The following is a 19638-nucleotide window of genomic DNA, read 5'->3' as shown; positions in this document are numbered from 1 at the left end:
TTTTATTTCCTCACGAAAACAGAGGGATAAACGAGATAAATGGATTAACTGCAATAATATCGCCAAATAGCCTCCGTTAGCTCTATAAAGCTGACCGAGAACAGCGTAGGATCGCGCTACTTTAGACCAAATACTAGGTTGCACATTAGTGCATAAACAGAAGAATACATGAAACTAACAGCAAAACCCTCAGCTAGTAACGCTTTACTTATTTCTATTACGACACCGGACTTCAAAGGTGACGAAGCAAAAGAGTCTCTTGCCGAACTTGCTCGCTTAGTAACAACCCTAGGGTTTAAAGTGGTCGGTACTCAATCGCAGCACCACAGTTCAACTCAACGACAAAACGTGTTGGGTGCTGGTAAGCTTGCGGAAATTGCACACCTAACCGGCTACCAAGGTTCGATTGAAGAAGCAGAAGATGAAGACTTCCTTGATGAATCTGGTCTGTTTGATTCAGAAATCGACGAGCTAGATTTTGATGATCTTCCAACGGGCGACTTTCAATACGGCGCTGCTGATGTTGTGGTATTCGACTGTGATTTGAGCCCGTCTCAACTGCGTAATGTCGAATCTCACCTAGGTGTCGAAGTTTTTGACCGTACAGGCATCATCATTGAGATCTTCAGTCGCCACGCTCGTACTCGTACTGCTCGTCTGCAAGTTGATATCGCTCGTCTAAACTATTTAGTGCCACGACTTCGTGAAACGGCTGAGGGTGACAAAGAGCGCCAGATGGGTCAGGGCGCTGGTGAAACTTCACTAGAGCTAGACCGTCGTAACGTACGTGACCAAATTGCTGCGCTTAAGCGTGAGCTAGTAAGCGTACAAGATGAAATGAAGACCCGACGCACAAGGCGTGCGGAGCTTTTCACTGTTGCTTTAGTTGGCTACACCAATGCCGGTAAGTCTTCGATGATGCGTGCAATGACCGCAACCGAAGTGGTGGGTGAAGATAAACTGTTCGCAACGCTAGACACCACGGTTCGTGCGCTTCAACCAATTACTCAGCCGCGTATTCTGGTTTCAGATACAGTAGGTTTCATCAAGAAACTGCCACACGATTTGGTTGCTTCGTTCCACTCTACGCTAGCAGAAGCGCATGATGCTTCATTGCTGCTTTATGTCGTTGATGCTTCTGACGTTTCATTCCGCGCACAACTTGATGTGGTACACGACGTATTGGCACAAGTGGGCGTTGAAGGTAGCGAAAAACTATTGGTGCTGAATAAGTGCGATAGATTGACGGAAGAACAGCAGTTAGAGCTGATCGAAGAATTCCCAGATGCGATGCTAACGTCGACTCGTGATCCGTTAGATATCACTAAACTGCACAAGTACATCGTTGGTGTTGCTGAAGAAGGCATGATCGAAGAAGAGATCACTATCCCTTATTCTGGACAAGGCATCATCGGTGAGATTCGCTCAAACATGAGTGTGGTGAAGGAAGAATACGACTACGAATGCATCAAGCTTACTGTACGCTCAAGTGCAATTGATTTAGCGCGCTTGAAAAAGCGTATGCAGAAGTCTTAATTTTGTAGCGAGCCTGGCAAGAACAACCAAAAGAAAAGCGACCCGATAAGGTCGCTTTTTTGTTTCCTGTCGCTGAGTAATTAGTTACTCGTCAACCAGTCCATTTAGGTCATTTACGCCATTCTTTGAGTTGGCTTCCATCGTGCTAGTTCTGGATCAAGCTTGATGCCTTGCGAAGTCAGCAGGTTAACACGTGCTAAGTAAGCCGCACCGTGCATCAGGTGCTTAGCAAGGTCGACCGCATTACGCTGCTGGTAATCATCTAGGTAGCTGTCTTTTGCCCACGCGTTGAATGCGCCAAGTGCAGGGCCAGCCCATACTTGATAATCCATTTCACGACCTTGTTCGCCCGTGTTTGACCAGCGGCTAGAAAGCCCCAAGTACCAGCGGAAAATCAACGCCATTTTACGCTTCGGGTTGCCTTCAGCGCGTTCGATCTGTTTAGGGTCGCGCTCGTTAAAGTGAGCAACAGTACCTGCCCAGATGTCATCCAATGTTGAACGGAATACCTGCTTCTCTAGCTTTTGACGTTCTTCAACTGGAATCGCTTCAATGGAGTCGTAGCGTGTGTAGATCTCGTAAAGCTTGTTTGCACGCATTGGGAACAAGGTACCGCGCTTAACCACTTGCAGCTTCACGCCCATTTCGAACATGTCTGCTGCCGGAGCCATAGTCACGTCAGCCATTTCAGTTGTCGAAAGCAGCTTACGTGTGTGTTCGCTCGCGCCAGCTTCAACACAGGCTTGGTTAATAGAACCAGTAACAATGTATGCCGCGCCCATGTTAAACGTTGCTAGAGCTGCGTCAGGCGTGCCGACGCCACCACCACAACCAACACGCAGCGGTGTTTTGAATTGGTACTGAGCTTGGATCTGTTCTTTCAACGCAAGAATCGTTGGTAACAGGGTAACTAGAGGGCGGTTATCGGTGTGACCACCAGAATCCGCTTCTGCAGTAATGTCATCCGCCATTGGAACCAACTGTGCTAGCTCCATCTGTTCTGCTGTGATTCGACCTTCATCAACCAAAGCTTGCAGCATTTTCACAGGAGCAGGCTGCATGAACTTGCTTGCGACTTCAGTACGGCTCACTTTTGCGATGACTTTGTTGCCAATCTGGATTTCGCCTTTTGCATCACGGCTTAGACCAGCAGCACGATAGTGAACAATTTGCGGTGTTAAACCTAAGAAGGCTGAAGCCTCAACCGTTTTCACTTTGTGCTTCAAAAACAGCTCTACACTGCCGCGCTCTAGTGCAGGTTCACTTGGGCTGTGAATCAGGTTAAACGCGTAAGGGCCGTTTGGTAGCGCTGCTTGAATACGGTTGATCGCTTGCTCAACGCGAGACGGGATTAAGCCTGCCGCGCCAAATGAACAAAGAATGCCTGCCTGACCAAGCGCAATTACAAGCTCTTCAGATGAGATGCCGTTGGCCATTGCGCCTGCGTAGTACGCGTATTTTACGCCATGACAGCGACGAAACTCTTCGTCGCCCAAGCTTTGTGTACCGAGTGCAGGAGCAAATGCGCCAACAGGTTGGCTGTTCGCTGCACTTGCTGAATCACCCGATGTAATTTCAGCTTGTTGGCTGACGCCTAAGCCTTTTTCTGGGTGGCTCACTACGTAACAAGCAAGGCTTAAGTCTTTTAAGATGGTCGACATTGCCGCGCTATCAAAATGAGTTGTGTTCTCTTCAATCTGCCAAGGCCACGGAGATAGCTTTTCGTTATTGATAGTAGTTTGAGTTGTCATAATTATTTCTTTCCTAGTTCCGTGTCAGGCTTATGCTTCTTCGATACAAATGGCGATGTCTTTCACTTCGTAAATACGCAGACCATCTTTGCTCAGGTTTGCGTCACCAACGATGGTGCGTTTGCCGTCTTCGTCTTTAACCGCTGTGATATGTACATCGAGAGACATCTGTTTGTTCAGAGGGTTAATCTGACCACGGTATTTCCATTTCACTTCAGATTGGATTTGACCGAACTTTGGATTGCGGAAGTCAGCGCCAAGATCTTTGTTTAGCGCATAGGTTTGCATCAGCTCGATGATCGCTTCGACACCTAGAGAACCTGGCATTACAGGATCTTGATGGAAGTGGAATTGGAAGAACCAATCACTTGGGTCAATCGTACGCTCAGCGTATAGGTAACCAAGACCGTCTTTACCACCATCGCTAGTGATCTGCACGGTATCGATAAAGTTCAAACGACCGCCGGCCAATTTGTAGTGCTCTTGTACTTCACCAGTAGACGAGACAGGTGCATTGAAGTAACGCGTCGTTTTGTCTAGCAGGTTGATGTTTACATCCGGCGTGCGGTTGTTATCAACGTGCCAAGGATGAGTCACCTTACCGTTGTCCAAACCCAGTTGGTCTTTCAGTGCTGCGCCTTTGAAGTAACCAAATACCGCTGTACCTTCGTAGAATGGCACGCCGTCAGTGCTCAGTTCGAAGCTAAAGCTCTGTACGATGTTTGTACCCATCATTACGGTTGAAAGCAGGCGAGAATCGTTGGTGATCGTTTTGCCACGCAAGTCGACGTTACGCAGCATTTTGCCGCTGCCGTCTAGGTTACGGAAAAACAGTTCTTCACCTGGGAAGCCTAGTGTGGTGCCCATGTAGCCAGAGATGAAGCCGTTTGGCTGCAGTGAAATCTCCATCAACACCGAGTAAGGCATCAAGGTATGGTGGCTGTTTTCATCAAAGTACCATGCATTTTCTGGCACTTCGTATTCAGCGATACACGATGAAGGTTTCTTGAAGTCGCCACGCTTGCCGTCGATCTCAACGACACGAGTGGTTAACTGCAAGTCGCCACACGGAGTACGTGGTGGAATCATCCCACGGTAGATAGAGAAATCAGGGCCGAAACATTTTTCGATGTCGCCAGTCGCGAATTCGAACATGTGGTATGGCGTGAATGGAACCGTATCGGGTGTGCGGTTCGGGTAATCAGGCGTTACCGGAGCTTCAACATGTTGAAGAGGAATCACGCCTTTATTTGGCGCTGTTTCTAGGTCTTCAATTTGCGCCATGAGTGGTGCATTCGCTGAAGCCTGTTGGTTCACTGCTGGTGTATGGCCCAAGCTTTTATGGTCCAAGCTTTCGATAACAGGGGTCGCGACAGCTGTTTCTAAAGAAGGCAGATAACGAGTACATTCGTCGTCTTCTTTGATCATCACACCCAAGTTTTGGAAATCAACAATCACTTTGCCGTTCAGCAAGATATCGATGTTAGCTTTCGCGTATGGGCGAGGGTTTAGACCAATCTCAGTCACTTCCATGCGGTAAGTCAGTTCTGCCGATTGTGGTAGCACTTGTCCACGACAGCGTACTTGTTGAGGCGCATTTTCAAGCGGTTGGAAACGACCATTTTGAACAAGCGTATGCATGCCAAGGTGCATCATGAAGAATTGAAGCAGTTGACCACAACCTTCTGCCATCAAAGAACCAGCCATTACCGAGTCATCTTTGAAGTGGCAAGGGAAGTACCAGTGCTCAGGCTCTAGCTGCTTGTGACCTTCAATCAGACCAAGTCCCCATGTGCCGCCTTGCGGTTCAACACGGCTAACCTTTTCGATCATCATGAACTTCTCTGAGCTGAAGCACAAAGAAGGCTGGTGGCGATCAGATTGGTGAGTTGGGCCAAAACACTCTGCAATGTTTGCAGTCAGTAGGTGGCGCAGTTCTTGGTGGTTAAACTGGGTTTTAGGGCAGTGCAACATAGGGTCGAAGCGTTGCTTAGTCGCAAGTTTACGAGCCTTGATTTCATCTTCAGTGTGAATCACACCTTTGCCGTCTGCTAGCTCTTCATCAGTGAAGAAGCCCGCACAGCCGTTATCCATTTTCAGGATCATCTTGTCGCCAACGAAACATTCGTACGAGAAGAAGAACAGTAGCGTGTCGCCATTGCGAGCAAAGCTGTTGATTGAGATGTCGTAACGCAGCGTATCGCCACCACGAGGCAAGTCGCCAAGGAAGGTCAGTGTACAATCAAGCAGGCGATAAACACGCTCGCCTTTGTTTTCGAAATCAATGCCTAAGTAGCTGATCAGCATTAGGTCACACTGACCAGATTCTACCGCTACAGCCCAAGGGATTTGACCATCAACAAGATACGGCGCATCAACTGGGATGTCGTACTCTGTGGTCATGGTGCTTGGCTTGTATTCGTTCACTGTCGCGTTGAGCTTGGTTACACGAGATACCAATAGGTAGTCTGTGGTTGGTAGGCGAACGCGGCGCGAGTAGCTATCGATGATCGCGTAGTCAGGGCCAAATACATTGGCGATGTCGCCTTCAGCGTATTCAACCAGATCATCGTAATCCCAGATACATGGTTTACGGATAGGTTTTACTGGTGCTGGTGTCGCAAGTGCGTTTACTGGCGCTGACTGAACCTGAGCTGGTTGAGCTTGCACAGGCTGAGTTGATGTTTCGGCTGAGCTATCTAAACCAGACGTAATTGCGTTTAACTGTGCTTTTAATAGCGCATCAGCCATCTGCATGCCTTGGGCTCGAGTGTGCAGGAATGCTTTGTGTACCTGTTGAGCTGCTTGCTGATTTTGAGCAAAAGCTTGGTTGTGTGGTGTTACAGACGGCTGTGATGCTGCATCCGTATTAGCGTCGATATTTGATACGCCATTTTTAGCGGATAGGACATGAGTCATATTGCTGTGGTTACCTGTTAGCTGACTGTGGCGAGTTGGCGCCAGAGTAGGGGATACTGATGTAGGAGTTTCGATGACTGGCTCTACCGCGTTCTGCGCTAATGCCTTCTTCTCTAACTCTTTTTGCGCAAGGGCTGCTTTGATGTTTGCTGTCGTTGGAATCGACGCCACTTTTGCTGCTTGTTTGCCAGAAGCTTTCTGCTGAATCGTTGCCAAGTGAGTCACTGGGGTTTGGGTAATATGTTGATAGATATCGCGACCACCAAGAGTCACTTGCTTAACCAATTGACGTTTAGCATCGCTCGCCAGTTCATTGCTTAAACGAACGGAAAGTGACTGAGATTCAACACTCGACTGGCTTAGTAGCAGCTGTGAACATTGTCCTTCGCTGATGTTGGCAACAATCGCGCTCTTAGAGCTGATATTTGGATTCAGAGACTCAAGGTTCAGGTTGAGGAGACCGTGTAGCAGGCTTGCCATGCCAGAAGCTGCAGAGCAGTGACCAACACGTTGGCTCGCTTGAGTGGTCTTGGTAACTTCTAAGTTGAGAGATACAAGCTCGTGTGACAAAGACTCAGGTGCATGGTTAAGCTCAAGCAGAGAAACATCGTTTGAGCTCATACCGACTTGAGTCAGTAACTCATCAACAACGGCGTTGTTACGCTCGCTTGAGCCAAAGGCCAAGGCGTTAATGCTGCCGTAAGCTGTGTCTTGGTTGCTCGCTACTCGACCTTCTTCCACAAGAACAATTGCACCTGCGCCTTCGCCCACATTCCAACTGCCGTCTTGCGGTTGTCCGAATTTTGGATCAAGCGACACTGGGCTCACGCTGTTCTTCAGAATCACATGTTCCGCACTGCCGCTTAGGTCGACGGCTGCAATTACGACTGCATCCATCGATTCTTGCGACATTAGGTTTTGCGCGACATCGATACAACGAGCAACCGACTGTTCAGCGGCTGAAATCGTAAAGGCAGGGCCGTTAAAGTCCCACAACGAAGAGATGCGCGAAGCCATGATGTTGCCGATGAAACTGGTGTATTGGTTCAGCTTGGCTGCGTCCATCACACTGTCCATCGCGATGGTTTCTAGCGCTTGGTATTCGTCTTGAGTTAGTTCGATACCCATGTTGGCAAAGCTGTCAGCCAATTGGCTATGCAGGTTTACGCGTCCACGGAATTGGTGCATCTCAAGCTCTGTTTCCATCGCAACTAAAACCGCAACCTTTTGGCCTGCAATAAGCTTGGCATCTTTGATGGCTTCGTCTGCAACTTTCATCAGTAGCAATTGCTGAGAGATCAAACGGTCATCTTCATTAGGCGGCACTTTAAAGCGCAGGAAGTCGAGATCGAACTGATCGATATAGGCTCCGTTTGGAATGCCGTGTAAACCAAACTGATTCAGTAGTTCTGGATGTTGGTCTAAGCCTTTCCAGCGTTTCTTAGGCAAAGCAATGAAAGCATCGTTGTTGGTTTCAATCGCAGTGCTCAGCGCATTGATACTTTGCAGAGAACCGAAGTGAGATGCGAGACCAGTAATGCTTAAATTAGACGGCTGTAGGCTTGGAGAAACCGATTCTTGAGTCTGGTTTACATGACTGGTGTCTGAATACGCTTCAAGCAGTAAGTGAGCATTACAACCACCGAAACCAAATACAGAAACACCCGCACAGCGCTCTTGGTTGCCCGCTTTACTTGGCCAAGGTTGAACCTGCGTTGGTAGCGTCTGTGAGCCAAATAAACCTTCAGGCGACGATAGTGGCTTGTCCAAATTAATACTTGGAGGAAGCACGCCTTCTTTCATCGCAAAGATCATTTTCATGATCCCCGGCATACCCGCAGCAGTCAGTAAGTGGCCGAGGTTTGACTTCGCAGAGCCAATCAATGGCGGGTTAGAACCATTCAATTTGTCAGCAAAGAAACGCTCCATTGAGGTTAACTCAACCTTGTCACCTAATGGCGTGCCGGTTGCGTGACACTCAATCACTTCGATGCTGTCTGGTGTTAGGTTTGATGCCTCGTAAGCGCGTTCAAAGGCTTGTATTTGTCCTTTGCTGTTTGGGCTTAATACGAACTGGCCACGGCCATCGTTCGACAAGCCAATACCGCTGACGACTGCGTAGATATTGTCGCCATCACGCTCTGCATCAGCTAAGCGTTTTAGGACTAAAACACCAGCACCTTCGCCAGCAAACAAACCTTTACTGTTGCTATCAAACGGAACCGACACACCGTGGTCAGGGTAAGCGTGGAAGATGGAAAAACCCATGTTGATAAAGAATGGGTCAGCACCGGATACCGCGCCTGCCAACATCATGTCGGCCTTGCCCGTGTTCAAGTAATCACATGCTAACTTCAATGAATACACTGAGCTTGCACATGCCGCATCTAGGCTAAGTTGCACGTTGCCTAAACCTAGCGCATCAGCCACTAACTTAGAGGCGTTGTGTGCTGCAGCGCCATTGATAGGGTTGAGATCTTGCGCGGTTTCATTGGTTGGTAGCAGTGAAAATTGGTCATTAGCCAATTTATCTTTAAGTGCTTTCTCGACCACTGAGTGATACATCGGCAGAAACAAGTCGTTTGAGCGTGTCGTTGGGAACGAAAGGGCACCCATGATCACGCCTGTACGCTCTAAAACATCGGCATTTAAACTAATGCCTGCGTCAACTAACGCCTTACGACTGGTATCCAAAGCCCAAAGGAAACTCTGGTCAACACCGTTGAACGATTCTGCTGTTAAGCGGTAGCCATTGCTGTCGAAATTGAAGTTTTCGATGTAGCCGCCTTTATCACAGTAAAAGCGGTCTGATTCGCCTTGCACGCCCTGATAGCTTTCAGGTTTAGCACCTAACTTTTCAGCGCTTAATGTGGTGCGAGAATCTTTTTTATCTAGCAAGTTTTGCCAAAAGTCTTTTGGCGTATCCGCTTCTGGATACTGGTTAGCAATACCAACAATCGCGATCTTATTGCACTTCACTTGCTGCTTATTCTTAGTTTGAGCCTGATACTGGTTCGATTGAGAACTCATACTAGCTCTCCTTGATGATTCACTGCGCTGCCTTGAGGCACACCACGTAATTGCTTAGCGGCGGTGATCTGTTGTTCTAGCCCTTGAATAAGTGGCTCGACAGACAGTGGAATTTGATGAGTAATGAGCTGGCCAATACACTTGATGAGCGTGACAACATCGTCACCGCCTTTGGCATTGGAAGCGATTGTGCAGTACTGGTCGGCTACGTCGTCGCTACGATTGATCTTGTCGATCAATGTGCTGGTTTGACGATCGGCACCTACTTCGACAAACAGACGCGCACCTTGTTGACGCGCACTCTGGATCAACGCGGTGAAATCTAACGTTGAACAGAAAGTGTCGGCAATCGAAAGGGCGATGCTGTCGCTGTCGATATCGATTGGTGCGCCAGTCGGTAGACCTGCTGCGCTGATAAAGCGGATATGCTTTGGCAATTCGTCGAACAGTGGTTGCGTGTAAAACTCACGCACTTGGCTATGCTGACTCAGCGCTGGTGTAGTGTGCATTGCGGTAACACGATTCGCGGCAATGCCACGTTTACCTAGTTTTTTGAGTAGTGCACGACATGTGCTTTCACAACCAGCCAGTACGCAGGTGTCACCTTGGATGATAGCGAGATAAGCGCGTGGGAATTCTGGTAACAGAGCCTCAATCGCTTGTGCATCACTGCGAACCACAAAGCTATTCCATTGGATGCTTTCGTTGCCGTTCAGCTGCCAATCTTGACGCACTGCGGTGAGTTCGCCAGAAATAGCCGTGGTGAAGATAGGACTGGTTTGAGTCATCTCGATCAGCGCATGTGGGTTTTTCCAAACATTTAAGCTGGCCCACATGGAAGCTTCACCTTTGGAGTAGCCCAAGGCGAAATCTGGCTGCACTTTGAATTCATCACATAGCAGTTGTGTTAACAGATAACTGCTGCCCACACCTGCAATTGCCAGCTCGCTGAGCGACATTTCTTGCGAGTCCTCAGCGTAGGTTTTTTCAGCCTGCAGCATCTCTTTCAAGTTACCCTCACGTTCTAAACGAGCAAATAACTGTGGGAAATGGTGGTGAAAATCGCGCAACATACCGGGATAAACCGTGCCAACACCAGGGTAAACAAATGCAACGCCACCTTTGCTTTGAGGCTTTGGTGAGAAACAACTGCCTGCTGGAGTCTTGTATTGGCTATTGTCAGCCATTATTTTTGGCAACGCATTTTCTAGCGCTGTGATCTCTTGCAGTGCAGCATCGATTGAAGCCGCCTGAATCACGATATTCGCACCACAGTCAGCATTGTGTTGAGCGCTTTGGAAATGACTTAGGTTTGAATACATCAAGCTGGCGATAGCAAGTTCTCTGTCTGCCGAATCACTAACGCATTTAAGCTCAGCTCTTAGTGAGGCCAACTGAGAAACCAATTCAGTTTGCTCGCAGCCAGAAACCACAAACATCAAACTCTCGCTGGATAGCAATGGCTTTGGCTCGTGCAAACCGGTCGCTTGAGTCAATATCAGGCTGGTGGCTTTTGGGCTATCGTCACTGAAAGTTAACGCAGCAACACGTGCTTTGTTTGGCTCAGTGAACCAGTAATGGTTAGGTAATGAATGGCTCGGTAATGAACGGCTCGATATCGCATTAACTATATTCAACAATTCATCAAACTGCTGCGAAGCCGATAAGTCAGAGTGTTGCTGTTGATGACTTAAATCTGAAGCGGGGCGGCGTGCAATATCCAGAGCTAGCTGAATGCTATTTCCGGTAGCTGTATCTACAAAGCTCGCCAAATTCGCGTGTGGGTGAATCTTATTCTGAGCAGCATTCAGCGCACTTAACATCAACAATGATGGTGAGTGATGATCCAAACAGAGCTTAACGACATTACCTTGATTGACTGTCTCGATGGCGTGAGCAAGTGCTTGATTAAAATTGCCATCAACCACAACAGTTATCATCTCTGGGAACGAGGGAAATAAGTCGGCAGAAAGCTCAGCCGCGTTTGCTGGCTGAGCTAAAAGAGCGATGCGCAATGGCATCGCTTTATTAGTAGGAACAGTCACTATGACAATTGCTCCTTTTCTGGGTTCTTAGTCGCTTCTTTCTTCGGCACTGCTGAGCTAGATTTTGGCAAAAATGCGTCATTTAAGCTCTTGCTGATGGTGACTTTGGCACCTTTCATTACTGCGCTTAAACGACCATCTTGGTGGTAAAGCGAGATATCAGCTTGCAGAGACCGAGCCGTGCTTTTTATCACGTTCAGCTCTAGCCAACCTTGGTCACCATTGCGCATCGGTGCGTAGCAAACAAACTCACCAATTGAAGACGGTAGGCTTGCCGCGCCGTATTTCAATCGAGCCCATACCAACATGGCTTGCAACAGATAATCTTCAGCAAATGGCTGACTATCGCCAAAACCTTGCTTCGGAATAAATGATCCGCAGTCGCTGTTTTCAATCCGAGGCAATTGGCACTGAGCCAGTAAGCCTAAGTCGTCAAAGCGTTCAACTGAAGTAATACCTTGCAGTCTTGGTCCATGAAACAGAGTGCCGTCACTGTATAGAGCTTGTGCCGTTGTTACTGGTGTTGAAGAGTTAGCTTCAAAGCGTTTTGTCGACGCTTGTTGAACATCTTCATACACTTGCACAGAGGCAACTTGCAACTGAGCTTGATACTGTGGTCGCCCTTGGCAGCTGATTACTGCTTTTAGCTGATCTTTTGATTTAGCATCAGAGGAAAGAACCAGTTTCAGCTCTTTCACTTCATCAGTATCAAAAATCACACCTTTCAGCAGTTTGTAGTTGTGAACGCTAACGTTCACCCCTAACAGTTGCTCTGCGACTTCACGCATCCATTGGATGGCACACACTGTCGGTAACACTGGGTTACCGGCAATGCAGTGATCTTGAATGAAAGGCAATGCCTTTGGATCAAGATGACGTGTCACAGTAATGCTTGTATTCAGCGGACTCTCTGCAAGGTGCACAGACTCCGCATTAAGCTTTTTTACAGCAGCTTCCTTGTTGTCAGAACCTTGCATGCTCGTACCAACCAGCAGTTGAATGCCAGTTTCGTTCAGTAGTTGAGAACTAAATAGCTCTGCACCCGCCTGAAGAGGAATTACGTACACACCGCGCTCTGTAAACATACGTTTCAGTGCTGCGTTGACCATGCCACCGTCCCACGGTCCCCAGTTGAAGCTCATCACTTTCGCTTGAGGGTTACGAGCAGACAGCTGTAGAGCCGCTTTGTTCAGGATCTCGTTGGACATTGAGTAATCGCTTTGGCCTGTGTTTCCGTAGAAACCCGCCGCCGAAGAGAACATCGCAATCAGTTTTAGCTTGCTGCTATCAAGACCACCAAGAACCGCTTCTAGTCCGCCCACTTTGGTGCCGTAAACCATGTTCAGTTCATCAAGCGTTTTGTCTTGAATATGCTTGTCAGCCAGTACACCTGCACCGTGGATAAGACCTGTGATGCCTTCGAAGTTTGCCAGTGTTTTTGCTACTGACTCATGGTTCGATACATCTAGGCTTAGGTATTCAGCGCTCGCGCCAATCTCGTTGAAAGCGGCAAGTGCTGCGTTGATTTCAAGGCTGCTCAATACCGGTTTTAGCAAGGCATCAACTTTCTTAGGCGTTGGTTTGTCACCTGTTGCTTGTAGGTGAGCGATAGCCGCTGGTTTTAGCTCTTTCTCTTGCTTGTCTTGTGCCCACTGAGGTAGCTCAACTGAAGTAATATGCTTACTACGACCTGCAAGAACGAAATGAGATTTACATTGCTTAGCAAGCGTCAGTGCACATTCAAACGTCACGCCTTTAGCGCCACCAGTTACGAGAACTTTGTCGCTCTTGGTGAGTTGAGCGCCTGTGTTTTTAGTTTGTGCAGCGCCTGGTGTTGTCGCAATCAGTTTTGCACGACCAGATTCACCGTTTTCCGTATGGCTAAGGCCGATTTCAACCGTGTTGGTATCGATATCGAACAGTTCACCTGTGATAGCTTCAGCTAGGTGACGAGCATCAATAGAAGCGTCAGCATCCAATGCACGGCAGAATACGTTTGACCATTCATGGCTCAGTGTCTTAGTTAGACCAGATAGAGCCGCTTGGTTAAGTTCTGCATTCGCTAATTGCTTAGTATCTAGGTAACCAAAGCCACCATCGATACGGCTTAGTGTGAAGAACACGCTACGACCAGAAACGGCATTCAGTTGGCCATTTAGGTGCTTGGCGAATAAGAACGCTGTCGTCAGTGAAGCTCTTGAGTCTGCATTCAAGTTAACCGCTTGCTCGTTGCTTTGTTTAGCATCAACGATAGCTTGTAGGTGAATGAAGCCAGCAATCACTTTGTTCGACGTTTTAAGGTCTGCTTCGATGTCGTTAATAACTGCAGTCACACCCGCATCATCGACGCTGTTGAGTGTGTAGCTTGCGATTTCACTGTTTAAAGGTGACGCGGCAGAAAGAGCACTACGCACTACAGCAACTTGAATGCCGTTAGCGGTCAACTTTTCTGCTAGAACACCGGCGTTGTGACCATCATCTGTGATCACGACACAAGCGTCTTTTGAGAAACAATCGACGAGTTTATCTGCCGCTGGTAGCTTTTTTAGCGCTACCTCATTGTGTGGAGGAAGTTCCGCTGTCGCTGTTTCTGCGATAGGCGTTACTGATTCAGCTTTAGCAGTCGCTACAGGTGCAGCAACGGATAGCTTGCTTTGCATGTAGGTAACGATTTCACCAAGAGTACGACACTCAGCTAAGTCTTCAGGGTTTAGCTCTGGCAGCGTTGGTAGCTGGTCTTGAACCGTACCCAAGATCTCAACGCGTTTAATCGAATCGATACCAAGGTCAGCTTCCATGTCCATCGCTAGGTCGAGCATTTCTGCTGGGTAGCCTGTTTTGTCGGCAACCACTTCCATCATAGTTGATTGAACGTGAGCAGGGTTTAGGTCGTTGCTCGTGCTTTCTACAGCGGCTTCTGGAGCAGGAGCTACTGTCGCTGCTTCCGAATTCGGAGCTAGCTTGCTGTTCATGTAGTCTACAATTTCACCCAGAGTACGACACTCAGCTAGGTCTTCAGGGTTCAGCTCTGGCAAGGTTGGTAGTTGGTCTTGAACCGTACCAAGGATCTCAACACGTTTGATTGAGTCGATGCCAAGGTCAGCTTCCATGTCCATTGCTAGGTCGAGCATTTCTGTTGGGTAGCCCGTTTTATCCGCTACTACGCTCAACATTGTGCTTTGAACTTGTTCTGCGTTTAAACCGTTTGATACTGCTGGCGCAGATGCTTGAGCTGCTACTGGAGCAGAAGCTGGAAGCTTGCTGTTCATGTAAGCAATGATTTCACCCAGAGTACGACACTCAGCTAGATCTTCAGGGTTCAGCTCTGGCAATGTTGGTAGTTGGTCTTGAACTGTTCCAAGGATCTCAACACGTTTGATAGAGTCGATGCCAAGGTCTGCTTCCATGTCCATTGCTAGGTCGAGCATTTCTGTTGGGTAGCCTGTTTTATCAGCCACTACGCTCAGCATTGTTCTTTGAACTTGCTCCGCGTTTAAACCGTTTGATACTGCTTGCGTTGGTGCAGATACTTGAGCTGCTACTGGAGCAGAAGCCGGAAGCTTATTGTTCATGCTTTTAGTATTCATGTAAGCAACTATCTCGCCTAGAGTACGACACTCAGCTAAGTCTTCAGGGTTCAGCTCTGGAAGAGTAGGCAGTTCATCTTGAACCGTACCAAGAATCTCAACACGCTTGATTGAGTCGATACCAAGGTCTGCTTCCATATCCATTTCTAGATCAAGCATTTCCGTTGGGTAGCCTGTCTTCTCAGCAACCACTTCTAGCATGGTTTGTTGAACGACTTTCGCATCAAGACCGTTAGCGGCTTGAACAGGAGCAGTTGCGCTTGGTTGTGCTGCCACAGGCGCTGATGCTGGCATCTTGCTGTTCATGCTTTTACTGTTCATGTAGCCGACGATTTCGCCAAGAGTACGACACTCAGCTAAATCTTCAGGGTTCAGCTCAGGTAGGTTTGGCATTTCGTCTTGAACGGTACCAAGGATCTCTACGCGCTTGATTGAGTCGATACCAAGGTCTGCTTCCATGTCCATTTCTAGATCAAGCATTTCCGTTGGGTAACCCGTTTTCTCAGCGACCACTTCTAGCATCACTTTTTCAGCATCGGCTGATTGTACTGCTACTGGTGCAGCCACAGAAGCTGGTTGTGCTTTAACTGGCACAGGCTGAGCTGCAACAGGCGCTGCCGCTTGAGCCGCTACTTGCGGTGCAGGCACGGCTTTCTGTACTGGCGTAACTTGAACAGATTGAGCTTGAACTGGCGCGGCTTGTACAGGAGTCGCTTGTACTTGAGCTACAGGCTGTTGAACGATAGCTGCTGGAGTAGTTTGAGTAGCTGGAGCTTGAATCGCTGGCTGAGCATTTACAGAAGCAACGAAGGTTGGTTGTACCGTTTGTACTGAACCTTGTGTCAGCATGTTAAGTGCTGAGTTGTTGCTGTGCGCTTGCATCTCTAGGTAATGAGCGTGAGCTTTTAGCGTTTCAGCTTGGTGCTGGTGGAACATTTCCATAGAACGCTGTAGGTTCTCAGGAATTGCTACGCCTGCCGTTGCCATTTTCGCTTGCTCAGACATTAGGGTGTTGAACGTGTCACCGTATTGCTGAGGAATCGCAAGGAACTGCTGATGTACTTCTGCTGCTTGTTGTTGAGCATTGAAGAATGATTGCAGTGAAGACTCATCAACCGTTACTGAAGCTGTTGGTTGAATAGTCGCTGGTGCAGGTTGTGCTACTTGAGGCTGCTGAGTTGCTGTTGCTACTTGTACACTTGGTGCTGCAACTGATTGTTGTACATTTGAAGCTTGAGGAGCAGCGACAGGTACTTCAACGATTTCTGTTTTAATCACTTCTTTTTCCACGATTTTCTCGACTTCAACTTTCACTTCAACAATCTCAGTCTTTTCGGTGACGTTGCCTGAAGCCAATGATTGATCCATTTTCTTACGAGTAGCAGGGCTGATGTAGTTGGTTGCATTCAGCTTGATGTTCATTGGTGATGCCTTTGCAGGTTCAGCAATGTCAGCTTGGTAAGGGTCAATGTTGTCTAATGAAACACCTGCCACGCACAGTTGAACCGCAGCTAAGCGAAGCTGTTGGTCACTGTCGCCTTTAGGGCTTGGGTTGATGCTGATTGCGTAAAGCTCTTCGTTCTTATCAGCCAATGTTTTCTCAACCAGCTTTTGAAGAATGTTCTTAGGACCGAACTCAACGAATACGCGCGCGCCGGCTTCATACATCGCTTCAATTTGCTCGCTGAAACGAACCGATTGCAGCATGTGCTGTTTGAATGCTTTCTTGATCGCTTTAGCGTCTTTGCTGTGCAGTTTGCCCGTTGCGTTTGAGTAAAGCGGCAGCGTTGGAGCGCTGAATGAAGCTTTATCAATTGCAGCAGCAAACGGTTTTTGAGCGTGAGCAACAAGTGGAGTGTGGAAAGCGCCGGAAACAGGCAGAGCAATCGCTTTGAAGCCTTGTTCTGTTAGCGCTTGAGCTGCTTGTTGAACCGTCGCTGTTGGACCTGCAATAACCAATTGAGTCGGAGCGTTGTAGTTGGCAATGCTCACGCCTTCGAATTGGCTGATGCAGCTTTCAACGGCTGGAAGTTTGTCTGCGTCTAAGATGACCGCAAACATAGTACCGCTGTCACCTTGTTCAGGTGTTGCAGCCATCGCATCGCCACGAGCGAAAGCTAGCTGGTAGTAATCGTCTTGCGAGATAACACCCGAAGCACATAGTGCGCTTAATTCACCAAAGCTGTGGCCTGCGACCATGTCAGCTTTGAAGCCAGCTTGAGTCATGATGTCGAACTGACCCATAGACACAGTACCAATCGCACTTTGAGCATTGGCGGTGTTGGTTAACACAGCTTCTTGAGTTTTGGTTGCTTCTGGTGTGAAAGTTGGAATTGGGAACAGAATTTGCGACAGAGCCGTTTTCTTGTGCTGACCAAATACCTGATCCGCTTGAGCAAGCTGTTGGCGCATTTCAGGGTAATGACACGCAAGTTCGCGACCCATGTTGAGGTATTGCGAACCTTGACCTGCAAATAGCGCTGCCATTTTACCTGCACCATTTTCTGCAATCAGTGCCGACTCACGGTAGCTAGTACCGTTTGGCATCTGCCAATGTGTTTTGGTTTGGCTCTCAAGCATAGAAACCGCTTGAGTCAGTTGCGCTTGAAGGTCTGCTTGGTCAGTGACAACTAAACCAATACGAGCATGCTTAGCGTCAACTTCGCGTAGAGCGTGTTGTTCAGCAAGCGCTTCCAGTTTGAATGCAGCGTCTGCAGCTTGAGTTGAAACCTGCTTGAGCTCATTGATCAGTGCTTGACGAGATTCTGCGCTGAATAACAGCGTTTGCGGCACTTGGCGCTGACGGTATTTGTCACCGCGAGCGTGCTCTGGTGTGTACTCTTCCAATACAACGTGGAAGTTAGTGCCACCAAAACCGAATGAGCTGATACCTGCACGGCGTGGTGTGCCGTCGACACGTTTCATCCAAGGACGCGTTTGTGTGTTTAGGTAGAACGGAGAGTTCTCGATATCCAGTTTAGGATTCGGAGCCGATACGTTGATCGTTGGCGGCAGTACTTTGTGGTGCAGTGCTAAGGCAGCTTTGATTAAACCTGCAGTACCCGCGGTTGATTTAGTGTGACCAATTTGAGATTTCACCGAGCCTAACGCAATGTGTTGCTTCTCTTCGTTGTTCTCACTGAATACCGAGTTTAAGCCACCAAATTCAGCCACATCACCCGCTGCAGTACCTGTGCCGTGCGCTTCTAAAAGGCCAAGTGTGTGCGGTGCGAAACCAGCATCATCGTAAGCACGTTTTAGTGCTTTTGCTTGTCCTTCAGGGCGAGGTGCGTAGATACTCTTGAACTTGCCATCCGAAGAAGAACCGACACCTTTAATCACTGAGTAGATTCTGTCGCCGTCGCGCTCTGCATCTTCAAGACGCTTAAGAGCAACCATGCCGATGCCTTCACCAATCATCATGCCTTTTGAGTCGATGTCGAAAGGTTGAATGGTTTCATTAGTAGTGAATGCTGGAGTTTTAGAGAAGCTCATGTACATGGTTGGTGAGTTATCAGTACACACACCACCTGTGATCATCATTTCACTGCGGCCTTCAACCAATTCACTTAGAGCCATACGCATTGCGGCTAGAGAGCCAGCACACGCAGCATCTACCACACAGTTGATGCCACCAAGGTCAAAGCGGTTAGCGATACGACCTGAAATTACGTTACCCAATGAACCAGGGAATGAGTTCTCTTCCCAGTGGATGTATTGGTCTTGGAATTTTTTGATCAGCATTTCGCTGTCTTCGTCGTTGATGCCACTGCTCTTGAAGACTTTTTTCAAAACAGGGTATTGAAGACGAGCATTCAAGCTTTGAGCGATCTTCTGACCACCGCCTACACCGAGTGTAATACCGATCTTATCGCGATCGTAACCTTCAGGAAGTTTCGCATCTTCAAGTACTTCTTTTGCCACGATCAGAGATAGCAGCTGTGACGTATCAGTCAGTTCTAGGATATTTGGCGGAAGGCCGAATTCCATAGGGTTGAAGTCAACTTCTGGGATGAAGCCACCGCGCTTACAGTAAGATTTGTCTGGCGTAGTACGATCTGAATCGTAGTAATCTTCTGGGCGCCAGTGTGTATCAGGCACTTCGGTAATTGCATCGATCTTTTCGCTGATCAAATCCCAGAATTTGTTTAGGTAGCGAGAGTTCGCAAACATGCTTGCCATACCAACGATAGCAATAGGCATGTCTTTAAGACGTTTATTAAGTCGAGTGTCGTCGACTGATTCCGGTGTATTTTTTTCGGGTTGGCTCATTATGAGTCTCCACTTGAAATCACTGAGGGCGATGTCGTGTTTTGAGGCTGCGCTTTTAATTGAATCGAAAATAAATCTGAAACAGATTTGGGCAAACGCAGCTGAAGAGTAAGGCTGCCGAAAGTTGGCCACCTGACTGAAATAGGGGGTGCGAAGTTCATTGACTTGCAGACGTTGAGAACGTGTTTCATGCGTGAAGGGGGTATTCGAATGTGAGGTTAATGTCCATTTAAATCCTGTCCAAAGTACTGCTTTATGCAAAGCAGGTATCCGCAATAAAAACGTGTGAATTTGTTTAATGGTTGAGCAGGCTACCCGAGGTGAGTGGCCGATACAATGCTCCCAGAGGCCACTATGATCTGTTCAGACCAGATGATTTTACTGAACTTTTGTTTTTTGTATTTTTAATGCAATTAACTTATTGATAATTAATGGATATGAGTAGTTTTTTAGTGTTTATGCTCTATTTTTTGACTTGGTGAGATCTATGTCAGATTT

At 47.9% G+C, this 19638-nt stretch carries 5 protein-coding genes; 1 reads left to right on the top strand and 4 read right to left on the bottom strand.

Annotation, left to right across the window (positions count from 1 at the left end):
* Positions 1-168: 168 nt before the first annotated feature.
* The gene (gene hflX, locus AB4482_RS14685; protein ID WP_371713634.1) at positions 169-1536 is read left to right on the top strand and encodes a GTPase HflX; all 1368 of its coding nucleotides are present in this window, start codon (positions 169-171) and stop codon (positions 1534-1536) included.
* A gap of 113 nt (positions 1537-1649) precedes the next feature.
* On the opposite strand, the gene pfaD is transcribed toward hflX, so the two are convergent.
* The 4 genes from pfaD to AB4482_RS14665 are packed head-to-tail and all read right to left on the bottom strand — an operon-like array spanning position 1650 to position 19140.
* The gene (pfaD, locus tag AB4482_RS14680; protein WP_372181134.1) at positions 1650-3287 is read right to left on the bottom strand and encodes an eicosapentaenoate synthase subunit PfaD; all 1638 of its coding nucleotides are present in this window, start codon (positions 3285-3287) and stop codon (positions 1650-1652) included.
* A gap of 30 nt (positions 3288-3317) precedes the next feature.
* A complete protein-coding gene (locus AB4482_RS14675; RefSeq protein WP_372181132.1) occupies positions 3318-9236 on the bottom strand; it encodes a beta-ketoacyl synthase N-terminal-like domain-containing protein in 5919 nt (1972 codons plus the stop codon).
* Entirely contained in the window at positions 9233-11281 is a 2049-nt protein-coding gene (locus tag AB4482_RS14670; protein ID WP_372181130.1) for a PfaB family protein, read from the bottom strand. Before AB4482_RS14670 ends, AB4482_RS14675 begins: the two co-directional genes overlap by 4 nt.
* Positions 11281-19140, bottom strand: coding sequence for a phosphopantetheine-binding protein (locus tag AB4482_RS14665; RefSeq protein ID WP_372181129.1), 7860 nt, complete (start codon positions 19138-19140; stop codon positions 11281-11283). Before AB4482_RS14665 ends, AB4482_RS14670 begins: the two co-directional genes overlap by 1 nt.
* Between the last annotated feature and the right edge of the window lie 498 nt (positions 19141-19638).

Source organism: Vibrio sp. 10N.222.55.C7 (assembly GCF_041473335.1).
Lineage (GTDB): Bacteria > Pseudomonadota > Gammaproteobacteria > Enterobacterales > Vibrionaceae > Vibrio > Vibrio crassostreae_C.
The sequence above is the reverse complement of the archived record's forward strand: the minus strand, read 5'-3'. Positions and strand labels throughout refer to the sequence as shown.